Source organism: Ruegeria sp. AM7 (genome assembly GCF_056535965.1).
This window is the reverse complement of record NZ_JBQFJE010000001.1, coordinates 382435-407831: the sequence shown is the minus strand read 5'-3', so window position 1 is coordinate 407831 and position 25397 is coordinate 382435. Positions and strand designations below refer to the sequence as shown.

22 protein-coding genes are annotated in these 25397 nt (G+C 61.0%); 15 read left to right on the top strand and 7 right to left on the bottom strand.

The genetic code is table 11. The features are described 5' to 3' along the window. Positions 1-378: 378 nt before the first annotated feature. The 5 genes from ACR3EG_RS01755 to ACR3EG_RS01735 form a co-directional block, all read right to left on the bottom strand. Entirely contained in the window at positions 379-705 is a 327-nt protein-coding gene (locus ACR3EG_RS01755) for a hypothetical protein (RefSeq protein ID WP_480482856.1), read from the bottom strand. Positions 706-812: 107 nt separating this feature from the next. Next, entirely contained in the window at positions 813-2747 is a 1935-nt protein-coding gene (locus tag ACR3EG_RS01750; protein ID WP_480482369.1) for an acyl-CoA synthetase, read from the bottom strand. 48 nt (positions 2748-2795) lie between these two features. Further along, a complete protein-coding gene (locus ACR3EG_RS01745; RefSeq protein ID WP_480482367.1) occupies positions 2796-4256 on the bottom strand; it encodes a coniferyl aldehyde dehydrogenase in 1461 nt (486 codons plus the stop codon). A gap of 36 nt (positions 4257-4292) precedes the next feature. Beyond that, positions 4293-4712 (bottom strand): hypothetical protein, encoded by a 420-nt coding sequence (locus ACR3EG_RS01740; protein ID WP_480482365.1) that lies wholly within the window; start codon positions 4710-4712, stop codon positions 4293-4295. A gap of 11 nt (positions 4713-4723) precedes the next feature. Continuing rightward, positions 4724-5173, bottom strand: coding sequence for a hypothetical protein (locus tag ACR3EG_RS01735; protein WP_480482363.1), 450 nt, complete (start codon positions 5171-5173; stop codon positions 4724-4726). Between the two features lie 101 nt (positions 5174-5274). Between ACR3EG_RS01735 and ACR3EG_RS01730 the strand changes: the two genes are divergently transcribed. Then, entirely contained in the window at positions 5275-6285 is a 1011-nt protein-coding gene (locus ACR3EG_RS01730) for an AraC family transcriptional regulator (protein ID WP_480482361.1), read from the top strand. Between the two features lie 7 nt (positions 6286-6292). On the opposite strand, the gene ACR3EG_RS01725 is transcribed toward ACR3EG_RS01730, so the two are convergent. Beyond that, entirely contained in the window at positions 6293-7180 is an 888-nt protein-coding gene (locus ACR3EG_RS01725) for a LysR family transcriptional regulator (RefSeq protein ID WP_480482359.1), read from the bottom strand. A gap of 329 nt (positions 7181-7509) precedes the next feature. Here ACR3EG_RS01725 and ACR3EG_RS01720 point away from each other — a divergent pair, with 329 nt between their 5' ends. The 11 genes from ACR3EG_RS01720 (at position 7510) to ACR3EG_RS01670 (ending at position 19556) form a co-directional block, all read left to right on the top strand. Then, complete coding sequence (locus ACR3EG_RS01720; protein ID WP_480482358.1) at positions 7510-9612, top strand: 3-hydroxyacyl-CoA dehydrogenase NAD-binding domain-containing protein; 2103 nt, start codon at positions 7510-7512, stop codon at positions 9610-9612. A 3-nt stretch (positions 9613-9615) separates the two neighbouring features. Further along, on the top strand, positions 9616-10794 hold the full coding sequence (locus ACR3EG_RS01715) for an acetyl-CoA C-acyltransferase (RefSeq protein WP_480482357.1): 1179 nt from the start codon (positions 9616-9618) through the stop codon (positions 10792-10794). 13 nt (positions 10795-10807) lie between these two features. Then, a complete protein-coding gene (locus ACR3EG_RS01710; RefSeq protein ID WP_480482355.1) occupies positions 10808-12004 on the top strand; it encodes an acyl-CoA dehydrogenase family protein in 1197 nt (398 codons plus the stop codon). A 13-nt stretch (positions 12005-12017) separates the two neighbouring features. Beyond that, a complete protein-coding gene (locus ACR3EG_RS01705) occupies positions 12018-13139 on the top strand; it encodes an acyl-CoA dehydrogenase family protein (RefSeq protein ID WP_480482353.1) in 1122 nt (373 codons plus the stop codon). Positions 13140-13141: 2 nt separating this feature from the next. Next, the gene (locus ACR3EG_RS01700) at positions 13142-13567 is read left to right on the top strand and encodes a PaaI family thioesterase (protein WP_480482351.1); all 426 of its coding nucleotides are present in this window, start codon (positions 13142-13144) and stop codon (positions 13565-13567) included. After that, positions 13564-14352 (top strand): oxepin-CoA hydrolase, alternative type, encoded by a 789-nt coding sequence (locus ACR3EG_RS01695; protein WP_480482349.1) that lies wholly within the window; start codon positions 13564-13566, stop codon positions 14350-14352. The genes ACR3EG_RS01700 and ACR3EG_RS01695 overlap by 4 nt, the downstream gene beginning before the upstream one ends. A gap of 29 nt (positions 14353-14381) precedes the next feature. Next, the gene (locus tag ACR3EG_RS01690) at positions 14382-15359 is read left to right on the top strand and encodes an NAD(P)H-dependent flavin oxidoreductase (RefSeq protein WP_480482347.1); all 978 of its coding nucleotides are present in this window, start codon (positions 14382-14384) and stop codon (positions 15357-15359) included. 115 nt (positions 15360-15474) lie between these two features. Further along, a complete protein-coding gene (locus ACR3EG_RS01685; protein WP_480482345.1) occupies positions 15475-16224 on the top strand; it encodes an SDR family NAD(P)-dependent oxidoreductase in 750 nt (249 codons plus the stop codon). A gap of 6 nt (positions 16225-16230) precedes the next feature. Beyond that, positions 16231-16872, top strand: coding sequence for a glutathione S-transferase family protein (locus tag ACR3EG_RS01680; protein WP_480482344.1), 642 nt, complete (start codon positions 16231-16233; stop codon positions 16870-16872). Then, positions 16869-18041, top strand: a complete 1173-nt coding sequence (locus ACR3EG_RS01675) for a CaiB/BaiF CoA transferase family protein (protein WP_480482342.1) — start codon at positions 16869-16871, stop codon at positions 18039-18041. Before ACR3EG_RS01680 ends, ACR3EG_RS01675 begins: the two co-directional genes overlap by 4 nt. Before the next feature lie 36 nt (positions 18042-18077). After that, positions 18078-19556 carry a class I adenylate-forming enzyme family protein gene (locus tag ACR3EG_RS01670; RefSeq protein WP_480482340.1) on the top strand — a complete coding sequence of 493 codons (1479 nt, stop codon included), beginning with the start codon at positions 18078-18080 and terminating at the stop codon, positions 19554-19556. A 9-nt stretch (positions 19557-19565) separates the two neighbouring features. Here the strand turns inward: ACR3EG_RS01670 and ACR3EG_RS01665 are convergent, their stop codons facing one another. Next, positions 19566-21161, bottom strand: a complete 1596-nt coding sequence (locus ACR3EG_RS01665; protein ID WP_480482338.1) for a GMC family oxidoreductase — start codon at positions 21159-21161, stop codon at positions 19566-19568. A 336-nt stretch (positions 21162-21497) separates the two neighbouring features. Between ACR3EG_RS01665 and ACR3EG_RS01660 the strand changes: the two genes are divergently transcribed. Genes ACR3EG_RS01660 through ACR3EG_RS01650 form a run of 3 tightly spaced genes read left to right on the top strand, consistent with a single transcriptional unit; the run spans position 21498 to position 25377 of the window. Beyond that, entirely contained in the window at positions 21498-22931 is a 1434-nt protein-coding gene (locus ACR3EG_RS01660) for an aldehyde dehydrogenase family protein (RefSeq protein WP_480482336.1), read from the top strand. A gap of 51 nt (positions 22932-22982) precedes the next feature. Beyond that, the gene (locus tag ACR3EG_RS01655; RefSeq protein WP_480482334.1) at positions 22983-24035 is read left to right on the top strand and encodes an alcohol dehydrogenase; all 1053 of its coding nucleotides are present in this window, start codon (positions 22983-22985) and stop codon (positions 24033-24035) included. Positions 24036-24081: 46 nt separating this feature from the next. Further along, positions 24082-25377 carry an ABC transporter substrate-binding protein gene (locus ACR3EG_RS01650; RefSeq protein WP_480482333.1) on the top strand — a complete coding sequence of 432 codons (1296 nt, stop codon included), beginning with the start codon at positions 24082-24084 and terminating at the stop codon, positions 25375-25377. Positions 25378-25397: the final 20 nt, after the last annotated feature.

Below are 25397 nucleotides of genomic sequence, written 5' to 3'. Positions count from 1 at the left end.
ACCTGTAATATGATCTGAAAGCAGTGGTCAATATGTGTAAAAAATGATCATTAAAGGAAATACTCTGTTAAAAAAGAATGTGTCGTAAACTTCTTTGAGGACCAGCGTCGGCGACATGATTTGCAACAGATCTCCAGAAACGCATAGCTTTGCAGAACCCGCACCACATTGCCTTGGGCATCATAGATGTTCGGAGGCTTAATGGCGCCGATGAACCAGTGCGAGACGTCCTCGAAAGAATGACGATTACTGATCCAGCTATTCATAGACGGCACTATTCGTAGCTTTGGTATGAGTGCTTGCCAAACTCGCATTCGCCATCCATGCGATCACGACAATGTGGGCTAGCGTTGTGTGCAACGTTTCATTAAGGCCGCACTACTTGGCGGACTGCGCGATTGGGTTCAGGCCCGACGCGTCGATACGGCGGAACAGGATGACGGCCGGCCGGGTGATTGGATACGTGGTCAGCGACACCGCCAGCGTCAGATCCCCGCGGGCCAGCTGCGAGATGACGTGGGAGCTGACGCCGCCCGGGCAAAATGCCAGCAGCATGGTTCCTGCGGCCAGTATGGGGGGCAGGTCAAAGGCCAGCGCGACACCAAAAGCCACGATGGGCAGCACGATGACCTGATTGAACACTCCGATCATCAGCGTTCTGCTGCCACGAAACATTCGGGCAAAATCGACGATTGTCGGAGTCAGGCCCAGTCAAAACATGATAAAGGCCTGCGCAAGCGGCAAGATCATCTGAATCCCTAGTTACGTTTTTCCCTCCCGATGGTGCCTGTTGTTCCGGGCCTCCCCGCCCGTCAGGCTTTGAATTCGACCGCGAATGCGTAATTGCCCAGCCTCTGGGCCAGATCATCCTGACCGGTGCCCGCTTTGAGCCGCGCGACGATCCCGCGCTGGCTGTCCGGTGTGACTTCAAGGCTTTCGATTACGGCCCCCACCGCTTCGGCCTCGGCGCGGATGGTGCGCTCGATCTCGAGCATGTTGAGCGTGGGTTTGTGGATTTTCCCAATGGCCGTCAGCGGCAGTTCATCCAGACGGATGAATGCCTTGGGCAGCGCGGCGCGTTCCGGGATATGGTCCTGCGCGTATGCGGCCAGATCCTGCGGAGGCACATCGCGGCCCGTTGTGGATTGGTAATACAGCACGGGCAGTTCGCCGGCCTTTTCGTCGGGGCGGCCGATGGCAGCCGCCAGAACGATATCGGGATGGGCGTGCATCGCCTCTTCGATCATCTTGGGGTCGATGTTGTGGCCGCCGCGAATGATCAGCTCTTTTTTGCGGCCGGTCATCCAGAAATAACCATCCGCATCCTGCCGCGCCAGATCACCCGAGTTGAACCAGCGTTCACCGTCGATTTCAAAAAAGATGCCCCGGTTCTGACTGTCGATCATGTAGCCTTCGAACACGTTGCGCCCCGAGATCATGATCACGCCGACCTCGTTCGTATCAGCCCAGCGATCAAATTCGTCATTGGCGTTCAGCACGGCGCAGCGCATCTTTTGATAGGGCAGGCGCAGGCCGATGGACCCGATCCGGGTGCCACCATCGGGGTCGCGGGGGTTCAGAGACGAGGCCACCGCGCCTTCGGTCATGCCATACCCTTCGACAATGGGAATGCCGGTGGTGCTGACGAAGCGGTTGAACAGCTCAACGGGCATTGGCGCGGCACCGCAGGCGGCGAATTTGATCGAGGACAGATCGGCCCCGTCAATCGGCACATCCAGCAATGCGGAATAGACCGTGGGGACACCCGAGAAAGTCACGATTTTGTAGCGTTCGGCGATCTTCCAGAAATTTGGGATCACGCCTTCGCCGCGATAGCCCTGCGGGGTGGCCAGAACGATATGGCCGCCTTTCAGCAGAACCAGCAGGCCGGTCACCAGAATGGCGTTGGAATGAAACAGCGGCAGTCCGCACAGCGCGGCTGACCCCGGTTCGAACGTGTTTGGGTTGAACTGGCTGATGGACCAGACGTCAAACACTTCGGAGGCATGACTGCGCCGCGCGATCTTGGGCAGGCCGGTGGTGCCGCCGGTACACAGCATGGTCGAAATATCCGACGGTTTGGGCGGATCAAACTCCAGCGCATCGACCCGCGCGCCCCGGATCATGGTGGCAAACCGCGTCACCGGAAGGGTGCGCCCGCCGACATTCAGCGAAGATTTTCGGGTTTTGCTGACCAGCCGCAACGCCGTACCCACTGCGCCATCCATCCAGTCAAAGACGGAGCAGGTCACGATCTGGCGCAGGCTGGGCACCGATGCTGCTGCCGCCTGACACTTTTGCCAGATGTCAGTCTTTGGCGTTTTCTCAAGCGTCACCAAAATCTTGGCATTTGCCGCACGCAGCAGGTCGGCGATCTGGTCGGCCTCAAGCAGCGGGTTGATGGCCAGCACCTGCCCGGCCGCCGATCCACCCCAGATGGTGAAATGGGTCTCGGGCAGGTTGGGCAGCACATAGGCCACCACTTCCTCGCGCCCGATCCCCAGCCGTCGCAATGCATTGGCGGTCTGGGTCACCTTGGCAAACAACTCACGATGGCTAAGCGTGCGGGGCCGGTCATAGGCATTCCCCGTCACGAAAAAGCTGAGCGCGGGATAGTCGGGGTTGAGCGACGTTCCCTGCCGCAGCGCCTCGTAGGTTGTGCCCGGGATATCCCGGTCGGCAAGCGGGATGGCCTCGAACGCTTGGATATCCGTATGGGCGGTGAATCCGTCTTTGAGGTGGGTCATGACGTTCATCTGGTGTGGTGATCCTGGGAAAGGGCGAAGTGTGGCGGCTCAGTCGATCTTGCGCCTGCGGAACCGCCAGGATTGCATCTTCATCAGGCCCCGGAAATTCGGGTTGCCCCAAGGCGGCCCCACCAATGAGGTGGAGTTGAACTTGCCCTTGCGCACGATGCCCTTGGCTTTGGAAAAGGTTCTGAACCCTTCCTCTCCGTGATAGTGGCCCATGCCCGATGGCCCGATACCGCCAAAGGGAATGTCATCGACCCCCACATGCGAAACCGTGTCATTGATACAGGCGCCGCCTGAATGGGTGCGGTCCAGAACCTGATCGGCGCGGGCCGCGTCCCAGTCAAAGTAATACAGCGCCAGCGGGCGCGGGCGGGCGTTGACATAGGCGATTGCGTCGTCAAGCCGGTCATAGGGGATGACGGGCAGGATCGGGCCAAAGATCTCCTCCTGCATCACCAGCATGTCATCCGAGGCGTTCAGAACCAGCGTCACCGGCATCTTGCGGGTGTCGTCAAAGCTCTCGCCTTTGAGGTTGATCTCGATGATCTCGGCCCCTTTGTCGGCGGCGTCCTTCAGATACCCCTCAAGCCGGGCCTTCTGCCGGTCGGATATGATGGCGGTATAGTCCTTATTGTCGCGCAGCTTTGGATAGGCTTTGGTCATCGCGTCGGAAAAGGCGCTGGCAAAGGCGTTGACCTTGTCGCGCGGGCACAGTGCATAGTCGGGCGAAACGCAGATTTGCCCCGCGTTGAACCCTTTGCCGAACCCGATCCGACGCGCGGCCTCGTCCATCGGAAAATCCTGATGGATGATGGCCGGGGATTTGCCCCCCAGCTCGAGCGTGACCGGGGTCAGGTTTTCGGCTGCCGCGCGCATGACGATCTTGCCGACCTGGGTTGATCCGGTGAACACCAGATGATCGAACGGCAATTTGGTAAAGGCGGTGGCGACCTGGGCATCGCCGGTGATCACGGTGACTTCGGTTGCGTCAAATGTCTCGGCTATTATCTCGCGCAGCAGATCCCCCGAGGCCGGGGCAAATTCAGACGCCTTGATCATCGCCCGGTTGCCCGCCGCCAGAGCCCCGATCAACGGTGAGACCCCAAGGAAAAACGGAAAGTTCCAGGGCACCACGATGCCAACAACACCAACGGGCTGGTAGCGCACCTCGACCCGTCCGGGCCGGATGGTCATGGGCGCGTGCCGTTTTTGCGGACGCATCAGCTTGCGCAGCCGTTTGCGGTAATAGGCGATCCCGTCCAGCAAGGGCATGATCTCGGCCAATTGCGTTTCCGCCGCCGCCCGGTTCGAGAAATCCTTGTTCGCGGCTGCGATGATCCGCGCCCGGTTGTCCAGCAAGGCGTTATGCAGCTTGTCCAGCCGCCGGATACGCGTGGCGCGGTCCGGCAACGGATCTGCCAGCGCGGCCTGTTTTTGCGCCAGCAGCAGGCTCTCAAGATCCGGGGCTTCGGCGCGAACGGGGGTCAGATGAGGTGCGGACATTTTGCGTATCCTTTCGGTCAAATGGGGGGCAGGGCGTCAGGCGGCGTCCGTTATGCCCATGGCGGCATGGATGGCTTTCTTGCGCTCCAGCCAGTCGCCTTCTTCGCCGGGGGCAGGCATGGTCATGGCACCTTCGACAACCCAGTTGAATTCCACCCCGATCAGCTTGACCAGCACCGTTGCGGGGTCCAGCTTGGCAACCTGCGCGACCTGCGCGAGCAGATTTCGGTTCAGTTGTTCATAGAGATCATCGCCGCGATTTCCGCCAATCCGTACATTGCCGTTCAGGCCCAGAAACGCCCCCCGGCGCATGCGGTAACCGGTCATGAAGATGACATTCACAAATTCCGGCGGTGCGCCGGTGAGCCCGCAATGCACATCGGTGATGGTCTGGGCGATGTCAAAGCGCATCTGTTCGGGCAAAGGTTTGCGGGTCGCGATGGTATACAGCGGCATGAGTGCGCTCCTTACTGGTTGAAACGTGTGATCAGCACCCCGTAGCGCCGTTTCGAGCGCATCAGCCGAAAGGTCATCCTGGTCAGAAACAGCAGCCGTCCCAAGGGCGAGAGCCTTTCAAGATTGCCGCTCAGCACTTCTTGGAACCGCGTCTCGTCAAACGCCACGAACGAGGTCTGATCCGGGTGCTGCCCGGTAATCGCGCGCCAGCTCCGGTCCAGTTCAAGCAGAAAGGTCTCGCGCTTATCGTTTGAAAATCCGTCGGGCACCGCGACGGAACAGGATGATGACCGCGACCATTTCCGATCCGTGATCGTGTGCTGGGCGTCGGCCACGTTCCAGATCACGGTCAGCTTGTCGGGGCCGACATGTTGCCGGTAGAGATCCCGCAACGCCGCCTCAAGCTGTTTGATCTGCTCAAGCGATATTTGACCATCCTGAATGGCGATAAGTGATCTCATGATGTCCTCCCACCCTCAAACGATCAAAGGCCGGGGGGTATGTCGATGTCACGTCCTGCCAGTTTTTTGACATTTTCCGCCAAGCGCAGTAGCCAATAAGGATGATCAAACCTGACCAGACACGATTGCCGGGCAGTATCCGTATCTTGTGTGAGGCCGCGCCCGGGTTCGGCGTTTGTGCCGAAGATTGCCTGGAGGAAACGGGTCTGACCCTGTTCGAGTTGTACGATTCCGCGACAAAGGTGACGATCGGGCAGGAATTGACGGCGATCGAGAATTTCCTGCGTCACAAACCCTACGAGCCCGGTCTGGGCATCGGAATTGGCCGCCGCATCCGGCCCGAAACGCTGGGGATCTGGGGCTATGCCCTGTTGTCCAGCCCGACCTTCCGCGCCAGCCTCTCCACTGCGATGGACTATGCGCGTCTGTCCTTCATGATCGCACGGATGGACCTGGTTGAGCAGGGCGACGAGGCGCTGATCACCTTCGACACGTCGCCGTTGCCGCAAGAGCTGCGAAAATTCGTGCTGGAGCGGCACCTGACCGTTCTGTTCAATTTTGCCTCTGTCTTATTGCCTGCAAGTCTTGCGGCGGCGACGACGTTTCGCACCATGGAATATGACGAAGGTTTTGCCGCCGCATTGAACCGGGAACTTGGGCTGGTTGTCGATCGCAGCGACCGGATGAACGCGGTGGTGATCCCCCGGTCGTTACTGGATTTGCCCTTGCCGCAACACGACCCCGAGAAGCTGGCCGTGTGCCTCAAGCAATGCGAGGCGCTGCAGGGCAGCGGCACGCAGAACACCTGGACGGCACAGGTTCAGGATGCGATTCTATCGGATATCTCGAACGCGCCGACGATCAAATCGGTGGCCCAGACCCTAAAGACCAGCGACCGGACGCTGGCCCGGCGGCTGGCCGAGGAAGGGTCAAGTTATCGTACCATTCTTGTCCGGGTCCGGCTGGCCATCGCGCATGAGTTGCTGACGACCACCAGCCTGAGCGTATCCAAGGTCGCCTGGCGCGCGGGCTATGCCGAACCGTCAAGCTTCGTGCGCGCGTTCACGAAGGAGTACGGATACACGCCGGGCAAAGCAGGGCGGAATATCTAAGTGGGTGTCAGCTGAACTGTGCCTTCTGGTTGGCAAAGCACAGTGCCAGATAATCATAAACCGCGCGAATACTGGGGTTTTCGTGCAATTCGGGATGCGCGGTCAGCCAGATCTCCATCTCGATCAGAGGCTCTTTCTCCAGAACGCGCACAAGGTCATGATGGCGCGCGGCGTGAAAGCTGTAGATCGGGCCAATGCCCAAATTGGCCCGGACGGCCCGCATCACTCCCAACACATTGCGCAGGCGCAGCGCCGTATTGCCATGGCGGGTGACGGCGTCGACTTCGGACGCGAACCTGCGCGACCCTTCGATGGCGATGGTGCGATGATCGGAAAGATCGGCAATGGTCTGTGGGGCGCCGAACTTTTCGACATAGCTCACCGACGCATAATAGCCGACTTTCATCACGCCGACTTTCTTGGCGATCAGCTCTTTCTGGGTCGGGCGCACAAGCCGGATTGCCACATCCGAATTCCGGTTGAGAAGGTCGGTCAAACGATTGTCCGTGACCATTTCGATGGAAATTTCGGGGTAGGCTGTAACAAACTCGGGCAGTTGGTCGATAAGCCACGCATTTGTGACGGCCTCGGTTGCGGAAATCCGCACGGTGCCCCCCAGAATGTCTTCGCCTTCCCAGGCGTTGCTTTCGATTTTCTTGGAGGTCAACTGCATCTGCTGCGCAATGGCCTGCAGGCGTTTGCCGGCCTCGGTCACTTTGAAATGCCGCGGGCCGCGTACCAGAAGCTGCGCGCCCAGCTGTTCTTCCAGCGCCGCGATGCGGCGACTGAGCGTAGGCTGACTGATCCGCAGACCGATTGCGGCCTGTGTCAGACTGCCGACCTCGACAGTTGCCAGAAAATCGCGGACGCCGTTCCAGTCCAGCGGTTCATTCATCGGTGCTCCGATCGCTATTGTGCCCGTTTGAAACTGCAAAAAACCACTGCAAGATGTCAGAGAGTGCAGGTGCGCAACAGCTCAATATGCTATTCATTTTTGAATGAATACTATACTTAAGCAGCAATTTCCTGTCAAAAAAGAATATGCATCATGATGTAGATGACCCGTCAGCGGGTTGGGCAACCATAGGTGGAAACGGGAGGACCACCCATGGTGTTGCGGATGCAGCGGACACCCGACGCTACGCAGGCCGGGTTGTGGCGGGCGACCAATTCCTCCCAAATGATCGCGCAAGCGAAACGAGCACAGCAAGGAATCATGACAGTATGACACGCCCCATCAGCCTGGAATACAACGGCGAGATTGCCGTCATTCAATCCGACAATCCACCGGTGAATGCCTTGTCGCATGCGGTTCGGTCCGGGCTGCAGGACGCTTTTTTGCAAGTGATGTCAGAGGGTAAGGCGCGGGCGATTGTTTTGATCTGCGAGGGGCGCAGCTTCTTTGCCGGTGCCGATATCAGGGAATTCGGCGGCCCGATGCTGGAGCCGGTTTTGCCAGATCTAATCAACCAGATCGAGTCCTGTCCGATCCCTGTTGTGTCGGCGATTCACGGCACAGCTCTTGGCGGCGGTTTGGAAGTTGCGATGGGCACACATTACCGCGTGGCGGCCGACTCGGGCCAGTTGGGTTTGCCCGAAGTTAGTCTGGGGCTTTTGCCGGGCGCGGGCGGCACGCAACGCCTGCCGCGTTTGGTGCCGATGGATGAGGCGGCTGGCATGATTACCGGTGGTCGGCCGATCAGGGCGCAAAAGGCGATTGAGATCGGGCTGGTCGACAAGGTGGTGCCCCTGGCCGATTTGCGGGTTGAGGCGCTGGCCTTTGCGCAGGCGTTGATCCGCGACGGGAAAGGCCCCCGACCCACCAACGCAAATGACTGTTATCAGATGAATGAGAACCGGTTTGCGGCCCTGTCCGACAAGGTGCGCAAATCGGCGCGTGGCGCGGTTGCGCCGCTGAAATGCCTCGAGGCGCTTGAGGCTGCCATGCTGTTGCCCTTCGATGAAGGTCTGGCGAAAGAACGGGCGCTGTTTCTGGATCTTGTGCAAAGCGATCAGTGCGCGGCCTTGACCCATGCGTTTTTTGCCGAACGGCAGGTGGGCAAGCTTCCGGAAATCAAAGAGGTCAGCCCCCGGGACATTGCCACTGTCGGGGTTGTTGGTGGCGGCACGATGGGTGCGGGCATCACTGTATGCTCTCTTTTGTCCGGCCTTGACGTGACACTGATCGAACGCGACGCCGAGTCCGTCGATCGGGTAACCTCAACCGTTTCAAAGCTGCTGATGGGGGCCGTGAAGCGTGGCAAGATCAACCAGCAGGCCTATGACGCGATCCTGTCCGGCAGCTTCCGGGCCTCAACCAACTATACGGATCTGGCGCAGGCTGATCTGGTGATCGAGGCCGTGTTTGAAAGCATGGAGGTCAAGAAAAAGATTTTTGGCACGCTGGATCAGGTCTGCCGCCCAGGCGCCATTTTGGCCTCGAACACCTCATATCTGGATTTGAACGCGATTGCGCAGATGACAGGCCGGCCTGCTGATGTGATCGGGTTGCATTTCTTCTCACCCGCCCATGTGATGCGACTGCTCGAAGTTGTGGTGGGGGATGCCACTGCCCCGGATGTGACGGCGACGGGCTTTGCGCTGGCGAAAACGCTGGGCAAGATCGCGGTGCGCGCGGGGGTCTGTGACGGGTTCATCGGCAACCGCATTCTGTCGCAGTATCAAAAGGCGAACAACGCGACGGTTCTGGCCGGGGCCAGCCCGTTTGACGTCGACACGGCGCTGACCGGGTTTGGTCTGGCGATGGGGCCTTTTGCCGTGGGCGATTTGGCCGGGCTGGATATCGGCTGGGCTAACCGCAAACGTCTGGCCCCCACGCGCGACCCCAATGAGGTCTATCCCGAATTTGCTGATCGTCTGTGCGAGATGGGCCGTTTTGGCTGCAAGACGGGCCGGGGGTTTTACATCTATGACGACGCCGCGCCCAATGGCCGGCCCGACCCCGAGGTCGAAGAGATCATCGCCAAAGAACGTGCGGAAAAGGGCATGGCTCCGCGCGCGATCGACGCGTCAGAGATCGTGGATCGCTACATGGCCGCGATGGTGAACGAGGCGGCGCGCATTGTCGAAGAAGGCATCGCGCTGCGGCCGCTGGACGTGGATGTGACCTTGCTGAACGGTTACGGTTTTCCGCGCTGGCGCGGTGGGCCGATGCAATATGCCGACACCGTCGGGATTTCCAAAATCCTGACTGATATTAAGCGCTTTGCCGAAGGCGACCCGCATTTCTGGCAGGCGGCCCCATTGCTGGAACGTCTGGCGCAAGAGGGTCGTTCCTTCGCCAGCCTGAACACCCAAGGAGAGTAACCGATGAAACAAGCTGTCATCGTATCCACCGCCCGCACCGGGCTTGCCAAGTCTTATCGCGGGGCGTTCAACGAAACGCACGGCGCGACCATGGGCGGCCATGTCATCGAACATGCGGTCAAACGCGCCGGTATCGACGGGGCCATGGTCGAAGACGTGTTCATGGGCTGTGGCTATCCCGAAGGTTGGACCGGGGCGAATATCGGCCGCCAGTCCGTGCTGCGGGCGGGGCTGCCGGTGACGACTTCGGCCAGTACGGTGAACCGGTTCTGTTCCTCGGGCCTGCAAACGGTGGCCATGGCCGCCCATGCCATCGTGATGGAGGGCGCCCCGGCGGCGATTGGTGCCGGTGTCGAAAGCATCAGCCAGATGCCTCCGACCCGCCCTCCGCAATCGCGCGAGGCGTGGCTGGAAGCGCATAAACCCGACGTCTACATGGCGATGATCGAAACGGCGGATGTGGTCGCCAAACGCTATGGTATCAGCCGCGAGGCGCAGGACGAACTGGCGCTGGAAAGTCAGAAACGCACAGCCGCGGCGCAGGCTACCGGCAAGCTGGATGACGAGATTGTTCCGATCACGGTTCAGCAAGCGTTCAAGGACAAGGAAACCGGCGAGGTGACCCGCAAAGATGTGACCTTTGCAATGGATGACTGCAACCGCCCCAATACCACGCTTGAGGGCCTGTCCAGCCTGGCCCCGGTGCGCGGCGACGGGCAGTTTGTCACCGCAGGCAATGCAAGCCAGCTGTCGGATGGGGCGGCGGCGCTGGTCCTGATGGACAGCGATGTTGCAGCCCGCGAAAGGGTGGAGCCTCTGGGCGCGTTCAAGGGGTTTGTGGTTGCGGGATGTGAGCCAGACGAGATGGGGATCGGCCCGGTCTTTGCGGTGCCGCGCCTGCTGGAGCGTCATGGGCTCAAGGTCTCGGATGTCGACCTTTGGGAGTTGAACGAAGCCTTCGCCAGCCAGGCACTGTATTGCCGGGACCGGCTGGAGATTGATCCGGCGATCTGCAACGTCAACGGCGGTTCGATCTCGATCGGGCACCCCTTTGGCATGACCGGGGCGCGTATGACGGGCCATCTGCTGATCGAGGGCAAGCGCCGTGGCGCAAAGCTGGGCGTTGTGACCATGTGCATCGGCGGCGGCATGGGTGCCGCGGGCCTGTTCGAGATCTTCTAACAAAGGCGCTGCAATGGATCTGACTTACAGCACCGAAGACGAAGCTTTTCGCGCCGAAATCCGCGCCTGGCTGCAAGATACCCTGCCCAAAGACCTGTCCGAAAAGGTGCGTCTGGGCAAACGTCTGGGCAAGGCTGACATTGAACTGTGGCACAGCTTGCTGAACGCACGGGGGTGGCTGGCGCCAAACTGGCCGCGTGCCTATGGCGGATGCGAATGGAACGCCGTGCAGCGGCATATCTTTGAAGAAGAATGTTGTCTGGCCCATGCGCCGCGCAACCTGCCCTTTGGCCTGAGTATGCTGGCCCCGGTGCTGCTGGCCTTTGGGTCCGAGGCGCAGCGTCAGCGTTTCTTGCCGCGTATTCTGGATGGTCAGGACTGGTGGTGTCAGGGCTATTCCGAACCGGGTGCGGGGTCGGATCTGGCGGCGGTCAAGACACGGGCTGTGCGGGAGGACGATCACTATGTGGTCAACGGGCAAAAGACATGGACCACGCTGGGCCAGCATGCCAACTGGATTTTCTGTCTGGTGCGCACCGACCCCGATGCCAAAAAACAAGAAGGGATTTCCTTTCTGCTGATCGACATGAACACGCCGGGCGTCACCGTCCGTCCGATTGTTCTGATCGACGGCGAGGCCGAGGTGAATGAGGTGTTCTTCGACGATGTCCGCGTCCCCGTCGAGAACCTTGTGGGCGAGGAAAACAAGGGCTGGACCTATGCCAAATACCTGCTGACCCATGAACGCACCAATATCGCAGGCGTCGGGTTTTCGAATGCGGCGCTGGCGACGTTGAAAGAAGTGGCCGGTCAGGTGCAGTCAGGCGGGCGGCCGCTGGCCGAGACGCCGTTGTTCGCGGCGCGTGTGGCGCAGGTTGAAATAGACCTGATGGCGATGGCCATGACCAATCTGCGGATGGTGTCAGCGGCGGCCAGCGGCAAGGCACCGGGGGCCGAAAGCTCGATGCTCAAGATCAAGGGGACGGTGATCCGGCAAGAGCTGACGGCGCTGCTGCGTCGCGCCATCGGACCTGACGCGCAGCCATTTCAGAGCGATTTCCTGAACGGCGGCCACAACGCCGAAGAGCTTGGCCCGGAACATGCCGCCGGGGCGGGGCCAAACTATCTGAACATGCGCAAACTGTCGATCTTTGGTGGCTCGAACGAGGTGCAGCGCACGATCATCACCAAGTCGATCCTGGAACTGTAACGGAGCCCGTCAGATGGATTTCAATCATTCCGAAGAACGGGTTATGCTGCGCGACACGCTGCAGCGGTTTCTGGGGGACAGCTATACGCACGACCATCGCCGCGCGGTGATCGCCTCGGGGCGGGCCTATGATGAAACGGTTTTCAACGCACTGGCCGGGCTGGGCGTGCTGGGGGCCTTGTTCACCGAAGAGCAGGGCGGCTTTGGCGGCCACGGGTTTGACCTGTCCGTGGTGTTCGAGGAACTGGGCCGCGCAGGCGTGATCGAGCCGATGCTGCCCGCCCTTCTGTCGGGCAGCATATTGGCGGGGATGGGCCGTGACGAACTGGTGGCCGAGATCATCACGGGCGAGCAGATCATCGCTCTGGCCCATGGTGAGACGGATGCGCGCTATGACCTGAACCATGTCGCGACCACCGCGCAGGCGCAGGGCGATGAACGGGTGCTGACCGGGACCAAGACCAATGTGCTGTTTGGTGCGCAGGCCGGACATCTGATCGTCAGCGCCCGCGAAAGCGGCGATGTGTGCGACGAAGCGGGGATATCCCTGTTTCTGGTCCCGATTGACGCTGAGGGTCTGACAGTGGTCGATCATCCCAATCTGGACGGCACTTCGGGCGCGACCGTGACGCTGCAGCAGGTGCGTCTGGACCCCGCCGCGCGTCTGGGGCAGGCAGGTACGGGTTTTGAGGCGATCGAGGCTGCGGTGGCCCGCGCCCTGACCGCGCTGATCGCCGAGGCGCTTGGTGCAATGGAGGCCGCCCGCGATCTGACAGTTGCCTATCTGAAAGAGCGCAAGCAATTCGGCGTTCCGATTGGCAAGTTTCAGGCCCTCCAGCACCGGATGGCCGATATGCTGATCGAGATCGAACAGGTCCGCTCGGGCGTCATTCTGGCCGCCGGTCATCTGGACGGCCCCCGCCCCGAGCGGGAACGCCATGTCAGCGCCGCCAAAAACCTGGCGGGACGGGTGGCAGCCCTGGTCGCGGAGGAGTGCATTCAGATGCATGGCGGGATCGGGATGACCGATGAATATGCCCTGTCTCACTATGCGCGTCGGCTGACCATGATCGACCATCAGTTCGGTGACGTGGATCATCACCTGATGCGGTTCATTGCGTTCGGGGCGGGCTAGTCATGACAGATACCGAATTGAAACGCTGGCCGCTGAAACTGGCGCAAACGCTGGGCTATTCTGTGGGGTTCAACCGCGAAACCCAACAGGCCTTTTGTGTGTTGGAGATGGACGATCTGCACCGGAACCCAAGCGGGACCATTCATGGGGGCATAACGGCAACGATGCTGGACACGGCCGGCGGGTTAACGGCCAGCCTGTCCGAAAACCCCGACTCGGTGATGCCTGCTTTGACCATGACGCTGACGATCAACTACGTGTCCGCAGTGGCCTCGGGGCGGTTGCGCGCTGTGGGGCGGGTGGCGGGTGGCGGCCGTAAGACCAAGTTCGTCGATTGCGAATTGCGCGACGATGCGGACGCGCTGATCGCGACTTCGACCGGTGTGTTCAAACTGTTGCCCGACCAGCGGGAGGGAGGAGGCAAATGACTGATATCGTCAAAACCGAGCGGCGGGGCCATGCGCTGATCATCTGGAACTGTAACGCCGCTATGCGCAACGCGCTGACGCCTGCCTATTATAACGGGGTGATTGCCGGGGTGCAGCAGGCCGCCGCTGATGATGGCGTCGCGGCAATCGTTCTGGCCGGTGAGGGTGATTTCTTTTGCGCCGGAGGTGACCTGAACGCGCTGCAGGAACGTCGCGCCCTGACCTATGAACAACGGCAGGACAAGATCGACAAGCTGGGCGATGTTATTCGCAGCCTGCGCACCAGTCCAAAGCCCGTTGTCGCCGCGGTTGAAGGCGGCGCAGCGGGCGCGGGCGTGTCCATCGCGATGGCCTGCGACATGATCGTGGCGGCCGAACAGGCCAAGTTCACGCTGGCCTATATCCGCGCCGGGTTGGTGCCAGATGGGGCTGTCACCTATGCGCTCAGTCGGGCTCTGCCCCGCGCGACTTTGGCGCGTATGGCGATGATGGCCGAACCGCTCGGGGCCAGCCGCCTGTTGAATCTCGGCGTGATCACCGAAACCACCCCCGCGGGCGAAGCACTGGCGCGCGCCTGCGCGCTGGCCGATCGGTTGTATCAGTTTCCCCCGCAGGCACTGGCCGAGATCAAGCAGTTGCTGAATGCCGCCGAGTCCTCGGATTTCGAAAGTCACCTGACACGCGAGCGGGACGCCATGGCGCAGGCTCTTGGCGGGGATGAGGCCCTGACCGGCATCACCGCGTTTCTGAACAAAAAAGCCCCGATTTTCCGCGAAGGAGATTGAAATTGGCCCAGACTGCCACCCGACCAAAAATGTTTGATACCCCAGTGACCCGCACCTACGGCACCAGACTGCCCGTGGTCGCCGGTGGCCTGCAATGGCTGGCCAATGCCGACTATGTCTCGGCGGCGGGCAAGGCGGGAATCCTTTCGTTCATCACAGCCGCCTCGTTCCCCGAGACCGGGGAGTTGCGCTCGGAAATCCGCCGCTGCCGCGACATGTGCGAGGGCGCGCCGTTTGGGGTCAATGTTTCGATGATCCCCAAGCTGGTGCCGGGTGAAAAGACCGAAAACATCTTTCGCCTGATCGCCGACGAGGGCGTGCGCTTTGTCGAAACATCCGGGCGCAGCCCCGAGGCATTCATGCCAATCCTCAAGGACGCGGGCATTGTCACCCTCCATAAGGTGCCGTCGCTGCGCTATGCGGTGAAGGCGGAACAGGTGGGCGTCGACATGGTCTCGATCGTGGGGGCGGAATGCGGCGGGCATCCGGGTCTGGATATGGTCGGCAGCATGGTCAATGCTGGTCTGGCGGGCGAACGCCTGACGATCCCGTGGCTGGTCGGCGGTGGGTTCGGCCACGGCAAACAGGTGACGGCGGCGCTGGCGATGGGCGCCTCGGGTGTGGTCATGGGCACGCGCTTTCTGGTGGCCGAAGAGCTGCAGGCCCATCCCGGTTACAAGCAGGCGCTGATCGACGCGTCCGAACTGGATACGGCCCTGACCATGCAATCGGTGCGCAACACCGTGCGCAGTCTGCGCAACGAAACCACCGCCATCGTGTCGCAGCTAGAGCGCGACAATCCCGACATCGGGATCGGCGGGTTGATGGAACATGTCGCAGGCAAGATCGGTCGCAAGGCCTATGAAACAGGGGACGTGTCACGTGGGATTCTGTCGGCGGGTCATGCGTTGGGATTTGTCGACCGGGTCGAGCCTTTTGCAGCCATCGTTGACCGGCTTGAGGCCGAAGCCCTTGGCGCGTTGTCGCATCTGGGAGCGGTTGCCTGAGCGCAGATCCAGCATTCACACGTGAATAGTAAGAATATGAATTTGGGCGTTACTACCTGATTTTGAATTTAACTATAGTCAGGTTCAAGACAGGACTGACGAAGGGAGGAAGGCGATGCCTTCAGCGGAAAATCAAAAACCGGTCGCCTTGGCAATCGGGGCAGGTGATGGGATCGGGGCGGCATTTGCGCGCCGGTTTGCCCGGGCCGGATATCGCGTGGCCATCGCGCGACGGGACGCAGAGAAATCCGCCGCGCTGGTGGCCGAGCTGGCCGCCGAAGGGCATGAGCTGCACGCTTTTTCGCTGGATGCGCGCGACGAAGATCAGGTTGTGGGTTTTTTCGACAAAGTCGAGGCCGAGATGGGCCCGATTGAGGTGGCGCTTTACAATGCCGGATCGAACTCGCCCTTTCCGTTTCTGGAAACCAAATCCACCATGTTTCGGAAAATCTGGGAACTGGCCTGTTTTGGCGGCTTCCTGACCATGCGTGAGGCCGCCTCTCGCATGGTGCCGCGCGGCAAGGGCACGATCCTGGTCACCGGGGCCTCGGCCAGTATGCGCGGCAAGGCGGGGTTCGGCGCGTTTGCCAGCGCCAAACACGGGCTGCGCGCGCTGGCGCAGAGCCTCGCGCGTGAGATTGGCCCCAAAGGGGTTCACGTGGCCCATATCGTGATCGACGCAGGTGTCGACATGCCCGCCATCCATGAACGCCGGCGCAAGAAATTTGGCGACGATCACGTGGATGCAGAGAACATTCTGGTCAAGCCCGACAGCATCGCCGAGACCTTTTTTGCCGTTCACAGCCAGACCCCTGATGCCTGGACGCATGAGCTGGACCTGCGCCCCTACGGAGAGAACTGGTAGGGCCCGATGTCAGATCAAACCATGACGCCGATCCTGTGGGGCGTGGGCACCGTCCGCACCCTGCGCGCCCATTGGGTTCTGCACGAACTTGGGGTCAGCTATGACTGTCAGCCGATCCGCCCGCGCACAGCGGCGATGGAGCGGCCCGATTTTCAGGCGGTCAATCCCGATTGCAAGGTTCCGGCCCTGCAGCATGGGGATCTGACGCTGGTCGAAAGCACGGCGATCATGCTGTATCTGGCCGAGACATATGCCAGCCGCTCTCCTGATCTGATCCCGCAGAGCGGCGCGGCGCGGGCCCGGTTTTTCGAGTGGATGTCCTTCATCTCGACCGAGCTGGACGCCGCATCCCTGTATACGATCCGCCGCCATCAGGATCTGCACGAGATCTACGGTCAGGCCCCGGTCGCGGTGGATGTGGCGCGCGCCTATTTCCTGCGGATGGCGCAGAAAGCTGCGCGGCAGGTCAGGACCGGCGCGCCCTATTTGTTGGGTGAGACATTCACTCTGGCCGATATCCTGCTTGTCACCTGTCTGCGGTTTGCCGACCGCATGGGGGTCGAGCGCCCGGCCGAATTCTACGACTATTTTCAAAGACTGACAGGCAGACCCGCCTTTCAGGCAGCCATGAAAGCGAACCACACATGACCGATGAGATGCAGAAGACCGGCCCCTTTGCCGGTATCAAGATTGTCGACGTGACCTCTGTGATCTCGGGGCCGTGTTCAACCGGTATCCTTGGCGATCAGGGGGCGGATGTGATCAAGGTGGAACCCCCCACCGGCGACATCATGCGCGCCCGGGGCAAGGTGGCGGGGTTCACCCCGGCCTTTGTATCGTGCAATCGGGGCAAGCGGTCTGTTGCGCTGGACCTCAAGGACGACACCGCGCGTGAGGTGCTTTGGAAACTAATCGAAGAGGCGGACGTGTTCGCTCAGAACTTCCGCCCTGGCGTGGCCGAGCGGTTGGGGTTCAGCGCCGAAGAAGCGCTGCGGCGCAATCCCCGCCTGATCTATCTGTCGATCAGTGGTGTCGGCAGCAGCGGGCCTTATTCCAAAAAGCGGGTCTATGACCCGGTGGTGCAGGCCCTTTCGGGGCTGGCCGACATGCAATCTGATCCTTTGACCGGTCGGCCCAAGATGATCCGTTCGGTCGTGGTGGACAAGATCACCGCTGTCTATGCAGCACAGGCCGTATCGGCCGCGCTTTACAGCCGGTCGGTGACGGGGCAGGGGCAGCATGTGGAAGTCTCGATGCTGGATACGATGCTGAATTTCAACTGGGTTGACGGCATGGCGCCCGTGGCCGTTGTCGGCAAGGAAGAGGACGCTTCCAATACACCCCATGACATGATCTTTCCCACTTCGGACGGCTTTGTCACGGTCGGGGCAATCTCGGACAAGGAATGGGTGGGTCTGTGCAAGGCGATGGACCGCCCTGACCTGATCAAAGACCCGCGATTTGCCACCCCCAGCCAGCGCGAGATCAACCGTCAGGAACGGCTGGAACTGATCGAAGAGGTCGTCTCGACCCGTGCGACGGCCGAGCTGCTTGCCTCGCTTGAAGCGCATGATGTGCCCTGCGCGCCCGTGCTGCGCCGACATCAGCTGTTCGACGATCCGCAGGTCTTGCACAACGAGGTGGTTGAAGTGGTCGATCAGCAAGGGCTTGGCCCGGTCCGACAGGCGCGTGGTGCGGCAAAGTTTTCCAACCATGTGCCGCGCCCGATTACGCAGGCTCCGGCCCTGGGCGAACATACCGACGCGGTCCTGCAAGAGTTGGGTTTTACCATGGCGGAACGTGCAAAGGCTGATTAACCTGCGCGGAACACTGCGGCAAAAAAGGGAGGCCTCGTGAAGCGCATTCATGACATCCTGTTGAACGGCGTACCGGACGCGGTTGCGATTGTCGATCACGACGGCACCACGTTTACCTATGGCGCGTTGCAGGCGATGATCTCGGACGCCGCTGCGGGCCTGACCCGGCATGGGGTGCGGGGCGGCGATCGGGTATTGGTTTTGGCTGAAAACAGCGTGACCTTTCTGGTCGCAGTTATGGCGCTGAGCCGGCTGGACGCCTGGACGGTTCTGGTCAACGCGCGGCTGACCGCGGCCGAGGTTGATCGCCTGATCGACCTGTCCGAGGCACGGTGCACTGTGTTTACACCCGAAGCCTCTCCGGCCTCCGCGGCCCATGCTCGGCGCATGGGGGCCACTCAGGTGGCCACGCTGGATTGCGGCGCGTTCCTGTTGTCGCCCCCGCGCGACGTGCCGATCGAGCCGGTTCAGGCGGATGCGGCTCAGACGGCGGTTCTGATTTATACCAGCGGCACGGTGGGTGAACCAAAGGGCGTGATGCTGACCCATGGCAACCTGTGTTTCATGTCTCAGGTCTCGGGCGATATGCGGCGGATCACGCCGCAGGACGTGACACTGGCGGTGGTGCCCGGAACCCATATCTTTGGTTTGACCTCGGTCTTTCTGGCGGCACTGGCCAAGGGCTCTGGCCTGATTGCCATGCCACGATTTGAGGTCGCGCCGGTGCTGGATGCGATCCGGTCGGGTGTGACCATCCTGCCCGCGGTGCCACAGATTTTCGCCGCCCTGATGGCCGAGCTGGGGGATGATCCCGCCCCGATATCCCCCAACAAGCTGCGCTTTATCTATGCCGGAGGCGCGCCGCTGGACCTGAGCCTAAAACATGAGGTCGAGGCCCTGTTTGGGCAGCCGCTGCACAATGGCTATGGGCTGACCGAAGCCTCGCCCAGCGTGGCCGCGACCCGGCTGGACTATGTGCGCGACGACAGTTCCATCGGTCTGCCCGTTCCGGGGGTCGAGGTCCGCATTCACGCACCCGACGATCAGGGTGTTGGCGAATTGCAGCTGCGCGGCCCAAACGTGATGAAAGGCTATTTCCGCAATCCCAAAGCCACCGCACAGGCGATGACGGCGGATGGGTTCCTGCGGTCGGGTGATCTGGCGCGGCAGGAGGCCGATGGGGCGTTGCATATCGCGGGACGGTCGAAAGAGCTGATCATCCGTTCGGGGTTCAACGTCTACCCACCCGAGGTTGAGGCGGTGCTGACCGCCCATCCCGCCGTCACGCTCAGCGCAGTTGTCGGGCGCAAAGTGGACCGCAACGAAGAGGTTCTGGCCTTTGTTGTCGCCCGCGCGCCCGTGACCGAACAGGAACTGCGCGCTTGGGTGCGCGACCGTATGGCGGCCTACAAGGTTCCCTCGCGGATTGGGATTGTCGCGGCTTTGCCGCAGGCCGCAACCGGCAAGATACAGAAGAATAAACTGCTGACCGACTCGGCCTATGCGCTGGACTGAGCCTGCGCCTCAGCGGTCATCAAGGATCATCTGGCTGGCTTTTTCGGCGATCATGATCGTGGCTGCGTTGGTGTTACCCGAGACCAGTTCCGGCATGATCGAACAATCCACGACCCGCAGCCCCTGAATCCCATGCACTTTCAGTTGCGCATTCACCACTGCGTCCGGCCCCGGACCCATCTTGCAGGTGCCCGAAGGGTGATAGATCGTTGTAGCGTGGTTGCGCACCCAATCCAGCACCGCATCATAATCCTGTGACGCCACGCCCTCGCCGGGCTGGTATTCGGCGGCGATACGCTCGGCCAGCGGGTTTTTGGCCGCGATGCGCCGGGCGAGGCGCACCCCTTCGACCATGGTCAGGCAATCGGTCTCGCTGGACAGGTAGTTGGGGTGAATTTTGGGGGCCGCATCCGGATCGGGCCCGTTCAGGCGAATCTGGCCCCGGCTTTCCGGCCGCAACTGGCAGGCGGTAATGGTAAAGCCCGAAAACGGGTGAATCTGGCCCTGCAGATCATAGGAAAACGGCTGGAAATGGAATTGCACATCCGGCGCGTGCAAATCAGGCCGGGTTTTCACAAAGCCCGTCGCATCCGCCGCAGGCATCGACAGGGGCCCCCCACGCCCGCCCAGATAATAGCGCGCGGCAATCAGTCCCTGGCGGATCATCGAACGCCCGTCGCGGTTATAGGTGGGATCGGTGCTTTCAAACACCAGTTTCGAGTTCAGGTGATCCTGCATCCCCTGACCGACACCCGGCAGGTCATGCCGGACCGCAACATCGTTTTCCCGCAGATGGTCCTGCGCCCCGATGCCGGACAGCATCAGAACCTGCGGGGACCCGATGGTGCCCGCCGACAATATGACCTCGCGCGCGGCCTTCAGCGTGACGCGTTTGCCCGCGCGGGTCTTGTATACGACCCCAGAGCAGCGTTTTCCCTCAAGAACAAGGTTTTGCACATGGGCATGGGTAATGACGCGCAGGTTCGGCCGTGATTTCACCGGTTTGAGGAACGCGTTGGCCGTGCTGGCGCGCTTGCCGCCGTCGATCGTGGTCTGGAAAAAGGCGAACCCTTCCTGATCGGCCCCGTTATAGTCGGGCGTGCGGCGGAACCCGGCGGATTGGGCGGCCTCGATCCATTTTTCACTGAGCGGGTGGCGCATTTTGGCGTCGGTGACCGCAAGCTCTCCGCCGCCGCCGCGCAGACCCGAGGCGCCGTGATCATAGTCTTCGAACCGTTTGAACACCGGCAGTACATCGTCCCAGCCCCAGCCTTCGTTCCCCATTTGCCGCCAGCGGTCGAAATCAGAGGGATGACCGCGCACATAAAGCAACCCGTTGATCGCCGAAGACCCGCCCAGCGTTTTGCCGCGCGGCCAGTAAATCTCGCGCCCGTTCACGCCCGGATCGGGTTCAGCGGAATAGCACCAGTTATATTTCGGGTTGCGGATCAGTTTCAGAAAACCGGCAGGGGCGTGAATAAAGGGGCTGATGTCCCTGCCGCCCGCCTCAAGCAGGATAACCTGTGTTTTCGGGTCCGCGCTCAGCCGGTTGGCCAGCACACATCCGGCGGAACCCGCCCCGATTATGATATAGTCAGCGTCCATTTTATACTCGGTCTTGGGGCAGGTGCCATTTTCCACCTGAAACCCGGACAGCCGCAAGTTGCCCGGACAGGCGCATACAACAAAAGCCTATCTAAACAGCTCAGGCATCCAAACATTCAATTTTGAATGATAAATATGCCGCGTCCGTTGGATGTCGGTCCACGCACATGGTTGGAACCTGCCGGATTCGGATCGGGATACGTAATGCAGCCATTCATAAATGCATGAATACTATGCCATAAACGGCAATTACTAATAAATAAGAATGCGATTAACTTCTCGGAAAGTACCGGTTTTCCGGCGGGCACAGCCTGTATCTCTGGGAGGGCAAATCACATGATTGAAAGACGCGAATTCTATATCGATGGCGCATGGGTCGCGCCTGACGCACCGCAGGATCACCACGTTATCAACCCAACGACCGAAGAGCCGTGTAGCCTGATCTCTTTGGGCAATCAGGCCGATGTTGAAAGGGCCGTATCAGCGGCGCGGGCGGCGTTTCCGGGCTGGATGGCCACCCCGATCGAGGATCGCGTCGCCCTTCTGGAAAAACTGATCGACATCTACAACGGCCGCAAGGACGAGATGGCGCAGGCCATCAGTCTTGAAATGGGCGCACCGATTGATTTCGCCACCAATATGCATGTGGCCATGGGCACCCTGCATCTGAGCACCTTTGCCAAGGTCGCGCGGGAATTCGTATTCGAAGAGCCTCTGGGAGATCACGCGCCTGACAGCTGGATCATCCGCGAACCCGTCGGGGTTTGTGCGCTGATCACGCCGTGGAACTGGCCGATGAACCAGATCTCGCTCAAGGTGGGGGCGGCCATCGTGACCGGCAACACGATGATCCTGAAGCCGTCCGAAGAAAGTCCGATCAGCGCCATGTTGCTGGCCGATATGATCCACGAAGCGGGATTCCCGCCGGGCGTGTTCAACCTGATCAACGGTGACGGGCCGGGCGTGGGCACTGCGCTGGCCAAACATCCTGATATCGACGCGATCAGCCTGACGGGATCGGGCCGCGCGGGCAAGGCCGTGTCGATCAACGCGGTCGAGAACCTCAAAAGGGTGCATCTTGAGCTGGGCGGCAAAGGGGCCAATCTAGTCTTTGCTGATGCGGATGACGCCGCGGTTGAACGCGGAGTGCGCTATATGATGGTGAATTCCGGCCAGTCCTGTATCGCGCCCAGCCGAATGATTGTCGAAGACAGTGCCTATGACGCAGCCGTGCAAACGGCGGCCGAAGTGTGCAACAGCATCCCCACGGGTCCAGCCAGCGAACACGGCGCGCATATCGGTCCGGTGGTCAACCGGGCGCAATTCGACAAGATTCAGGATTTGATCCAGTCGGGTATCGACGAGGGCGCGCGTCTTGTTGCGGGCGGTCCGGGTCGCCCGGATGGCGTCAATCGCGGGTTCTATGTGCGCCCGACCGTCTTTGCCGATGTCACGCCCGACATGCGCATCGCGCGTGAGGAAATCTTTGGCCCGGTTCTGGCGATGATGAAATTCGCAGGCGAGGCAGAGGCCGTCAGCATGGCCAATGATACCGAGTTCGGCCTGGCCAATTACATCCAGACCACGGATGCCGAAAAACTCAAACGCGTGTCGCGTCAGCTGCGCTCGGGCATGGTCGAGGCCAACGGCGTGCGCCGTGGGGCGGGGGCTCCGTTTGGTGGCATGAAGCAATCCGGCAATGGCCGCGAGGGCGGCACCTTCGGGATGGAGGATTTTCTGGAGGTCAAGGTCGTGTCCGGCTGGACCTGACGACCTGTCGGGGCTGGTCTCGGCCAGCCCTCCGGCTTGGGAGGAGAGCGCATGCGCAGCTACAGTGTTTTGGAACATAACAGGCCGCTTGTGCCCGTTGAAACCGAATTGCCCGACCTGATCGGGACGCAGGTGCTGGTCAAGATCAGCCGGTCGGGTGTGTGTCACACCGATCTGCATGTATGGGAAGGTTGCTATCATCTGGGCGAGGGCGAGACCCTGCAGATGGCGGATCGTGGCATTCATCCGCCGATCACACCGGGCCATGAAATCACCGGGCAGATTGTGGCCGCGGGCCCCGACGCCGGGGCGGACCAGATCGGGCGCGTCTGCGTGGTGCATCCGTGGACCGGCTGCGACAACTGCCCGACCTGCGCGCGGGGTGACGAAAACCTGTGCCTGACGGCCAGTTTCAAAGGCATTCAGCAACCCGGCGGCTATGCCGAATATGTCATCGTGGCGCATCCCAAATTCTGTGTCGATATCGGCGATCTTGATCCGTCACAGGCTGCTGTTCTGGCGTGCTCGGGTGTCACCACTTATGGCGCGATCCGCAAGTTCGGCGACATTTTGAACGAAGAACCGCTGGTGATCATCGGGGCCGGAGGGTTGGGGTTCATGGCTCTGTCGCTGGTCTCGGCCATGGGGTTCAAGGGCGCCATCATGGTTGATCTGGATGACGCCAAGCTGGCCGTCGCCAAAGAGGCCGGGGCCCTGGCTGTCGTCAACTCCTCTGCCGAGGACGCGGTGGCACAGATCACCGAACTGACCGGCGGAGGCGCGCTGGCCGTGCTGGATCTGGTCGGGGCCGAAGCCAGCGTGAATTTCGCCCTGTCGATTGTGGCCCGCGCCGCCCATATGGTCATTTGCGGGTTGTATGGCGGAAGGCTGTCCGTGCCGCTGCCCTATTTCCCCATGCGCCCGCTGCATATTCAGGGCAGCTGGGTCGGCAATTTGCAGGATCTCAAAGATGTGGTCGCCATCGCGCAATCGGGGGCTCTGACCCCTGTGCCCGTGACCGAGCGGCCTCTGTCCGAAGCCAATGACGCACTCATGGAACTGCGCGACGGAAAAACCGTGGGCCGGTCGATCCTGGTGCCCTGAGGAGGGGGCAGGACGCGGTCACACCGAAATACGAAAGGGAGGAAACATGACAAATCGGAACAAAAATACCACGTCGTTTGGCGGCCTGTTCGGGCTGGCTCTGGGCGGTTTGATGGCGACGGTCGGGCCGGTTCAGGCTGAAGAGACGTTCAAGATGGGGGTCATCACGTTCCTGTCCGGCCCCGCCGCGGGATCGGTCGGTATTCCACAGCAAAAAGCATCCGAACTGCTGATCGAAGCGATCAACGCGGGCAGTTTGCCTGCGCCTTATGACACGCCGGGCATTGGCGGTCAGCAGATCGAAGCGATCTATGTGGATGAGAACAGCAAACAGAAGTCAGCCGACTACAAAAAGCTGGTCAACAAGGACGGCGTTTCGGCCATCGTCGGCTATGTCTCATCGGGCAACTGCAAGGCGATGGCCCCGCTGGCCGAGGAAGAAAAGGCGCTGACGGTCTTTTCCACCTGCGGCACGCCGCAAGTCTACGAAGAGGTCGTGACCGCGCCCGAATACAGTTTCCGCACCATCAGCCACGCCACCAGCGACAGTGTTGGTGCAGCGCGTTACGTGGCCGAGATCATGCCCGGCGCGACCACCCTGTCAGGCATCAACCAGAACTATGCATGGGGGCAGGATTCCTGGCGCGATTTTTCGAAATCGGTGACCAATCTCAGCTCCGATCTTGAGATCGTGAATGAACAGTTCCCCAAGGTCTTTGCCGGCCAATACGGCTCTGAAATCACATCGCTGCTGTCCTCCAAGGCGCAGCTTGTGCATACCAGTTTCTGGGGTGGCGATCTTGAGGCGTTTGTCCTGCAGGGCACGGGTCGCGGGCTGTTCCGCGAGCAGGTTCCGGTTCTGACCGTCGGGGACACGATCATCGACACGCTGGGCGACAAGATCCCGGATGGGGCGATCATCGGCGCGCGTGGGCCCTACGGCGTTCTGGCCCCGGACAATGCATTGAACGACTGGCTGAAGGCGGCCTATCAAGAGGCGCACGGCGTGCACCCCAACAGCGCCGTCTATCAGCAGGTGCAGGCCATTCTCGCCGTCAAGGCGGCAGCTGACAAAGCGGGCAGCGCCGATCCCGAGGCGATCCGTCAGGCGCTGAAGGGCCTGACCTTTGACAGCCCCGCCGGTCCGGTCGAAATGGGACTCAGCAATGGCCATCAGGCGGTTCTGGGGATTTCTTACGGCACCTATAAATTCGACAAGGACGCAGGTGCGGGCACGGTCGAGAATATCCGCCTGTATCCGGCCAGCTGTGTGAACCCGCCCAAAGGTGTGGGGTCGATCGAATGGGTCGAAAGCGGTCTGGAAGGCGCTGTCTGCGACTAAGCAGATCATGCGAAACCCAT

Excerpts from the sequence above, each read along its gene's own strand:
- ACR3EG_RS01750 (WP_480482369.1), bottom strand. The coding sequence starts at position 2,747 with ATGACCCACCTCAAAGACGGATTCACCGCCCATACGGATATCCAAGCG.
- ACR3EG_RS01745 (WP_480482367.1), bottom strand. The coding sequence starts at position 4,256 with ATGTCCGCACCTCATCTGACCCCCGTTCGCGCCGAAGCCCCGGATCTT.
- ACR3EG_RS01740 (WP_480482365.1), bottom strand. The coding sequence starts at position 4,712 with ATGCCGCTGTATACCATCGCGACCCGCAAACCTTTGCCCGAACAGATG.
- ACR3EG_RS01735 (WP_480482363.1), bottom strand. The coding sequence starts at position 5,173 with ATGAGATCACTTATCGCCATTCAGGATGGTCAAATATCGCTTGAGCAG.
- ACR3EG_RS01730 (WP_480482361.1), top strand. The coding sequence starts at position 5,275 with ATGATCAAACCTGACCAGACACGATTGCCGGGCAGTATCCGTATCTTG.
- ACR3EG_RS01725 (WP_480482359.1), bottom strand. The coding sequence starts at position 7,180 with ATGAATGAACCGCTGGACTGGAACGGCGTCCGCGATTTTCTGGCAACT.
- ACR3EG_RS01720 (WP_480482358.1), top strand. The coding sequence starts at position 7,510 with ATGACACGCCCCATCAGCCTGGAATACAACGGCGAGATTGCCGTCATT.
- ACR3EG_RS01715 (WP_480482357.1), top strand. The coding sequence starts at position 9,616 with ATGAAACAAGCTGTCATCGTATCCACCGCCCGCACCGGGCTTGCCAAG.
- ACR3EG_RS01710 (WP_480482355.1), top strand. The coding sequence starts at position 10,808 with ATGGATCTGACTTACAGCACCGAAGACGAAGCTTTTCGCGCCGAAATC.
- ACR3EG_RS01705 (WP_480482353.1), top strand. The coding sequence starts at position 12,018 with ATGGATTTCAATCATTCCGAAGAACGGGTTATGCTGCGCGACACGCTG.
- ACR3EG_RS01700 (WP_480482351.1), top strand. The coding sequence starts at position 13,142 with ATGACAGATACCGAATTGAAACGCTGGCCGCTGAAACTGGCGCAAACG.
- ACR3EG_RS01695 (WP_480482349.1), top strand. The coding sequence starts at position 13,564 with ATGACTGATATCGTCAAAACCGAGCGGCGGGGCCATGCGCTGATCATC.
- ACR3EG_RS01690 (WP_480482347.1), top strand. The coding sequence starts at position 14,382 with ATGTTTGATACCCCAGTGACCCGCACCTACGGCACCAGACTGCCCGTG.
- ACR3EG_RS01685 (WP_480482345.1), top strand. The coding sequence starts at position 15,475 with ATGCCTTCAGCGGAAAATCAAAAACCGGTCGCCTTGGCAATCGGGGCA.
- ACR3EG_RS01680 (WP_480482344.1), top strand. The coding sequence starts at position 16,231 with ATGTCAGATCAAACCATGACGCCGATCCTGTGGGGCGTGGGCACCGTC.
- ACR3EG_RS01675 (WP_480482342.1), top strand. The coding sequence starts at position 16,869 with ATGACCGATGAGATGCAGAAGACCGGCCCCTTTGCCGGTATCAAGATT.
- ACR3EG_RS01665 (WP_480482338.1), bottom strand. The coding sequence starts at position 21,161 with ATGGACGCTGACTATATCATAATCGGGGCGGGTTCCGCCGGATGTGTG.
- ACR3EG_RS01660 (WP_480482336.1), top strand. The coding sequence starts at position 21,498 with ATGATTGAAAGACGCGAATTCTATATCGATGGCGCATGGGTCGCGCCT.
- ACR3EG_RS01655 (WP_480482334.1), top strand. The coding sequence starts at position 22,983 with ATGCGCAGCTACAGTGTTTTGGAACATAACAGGCCGCTTGTGCCCGTT.
- ACR3EG_RS01650 (WP_480482333.1), top strand. The coding sequence starts at position 24,082 with ATGACAAATCGGAACAAAAATACCACGTCGTTTGGCGGCCTGTTCGGG.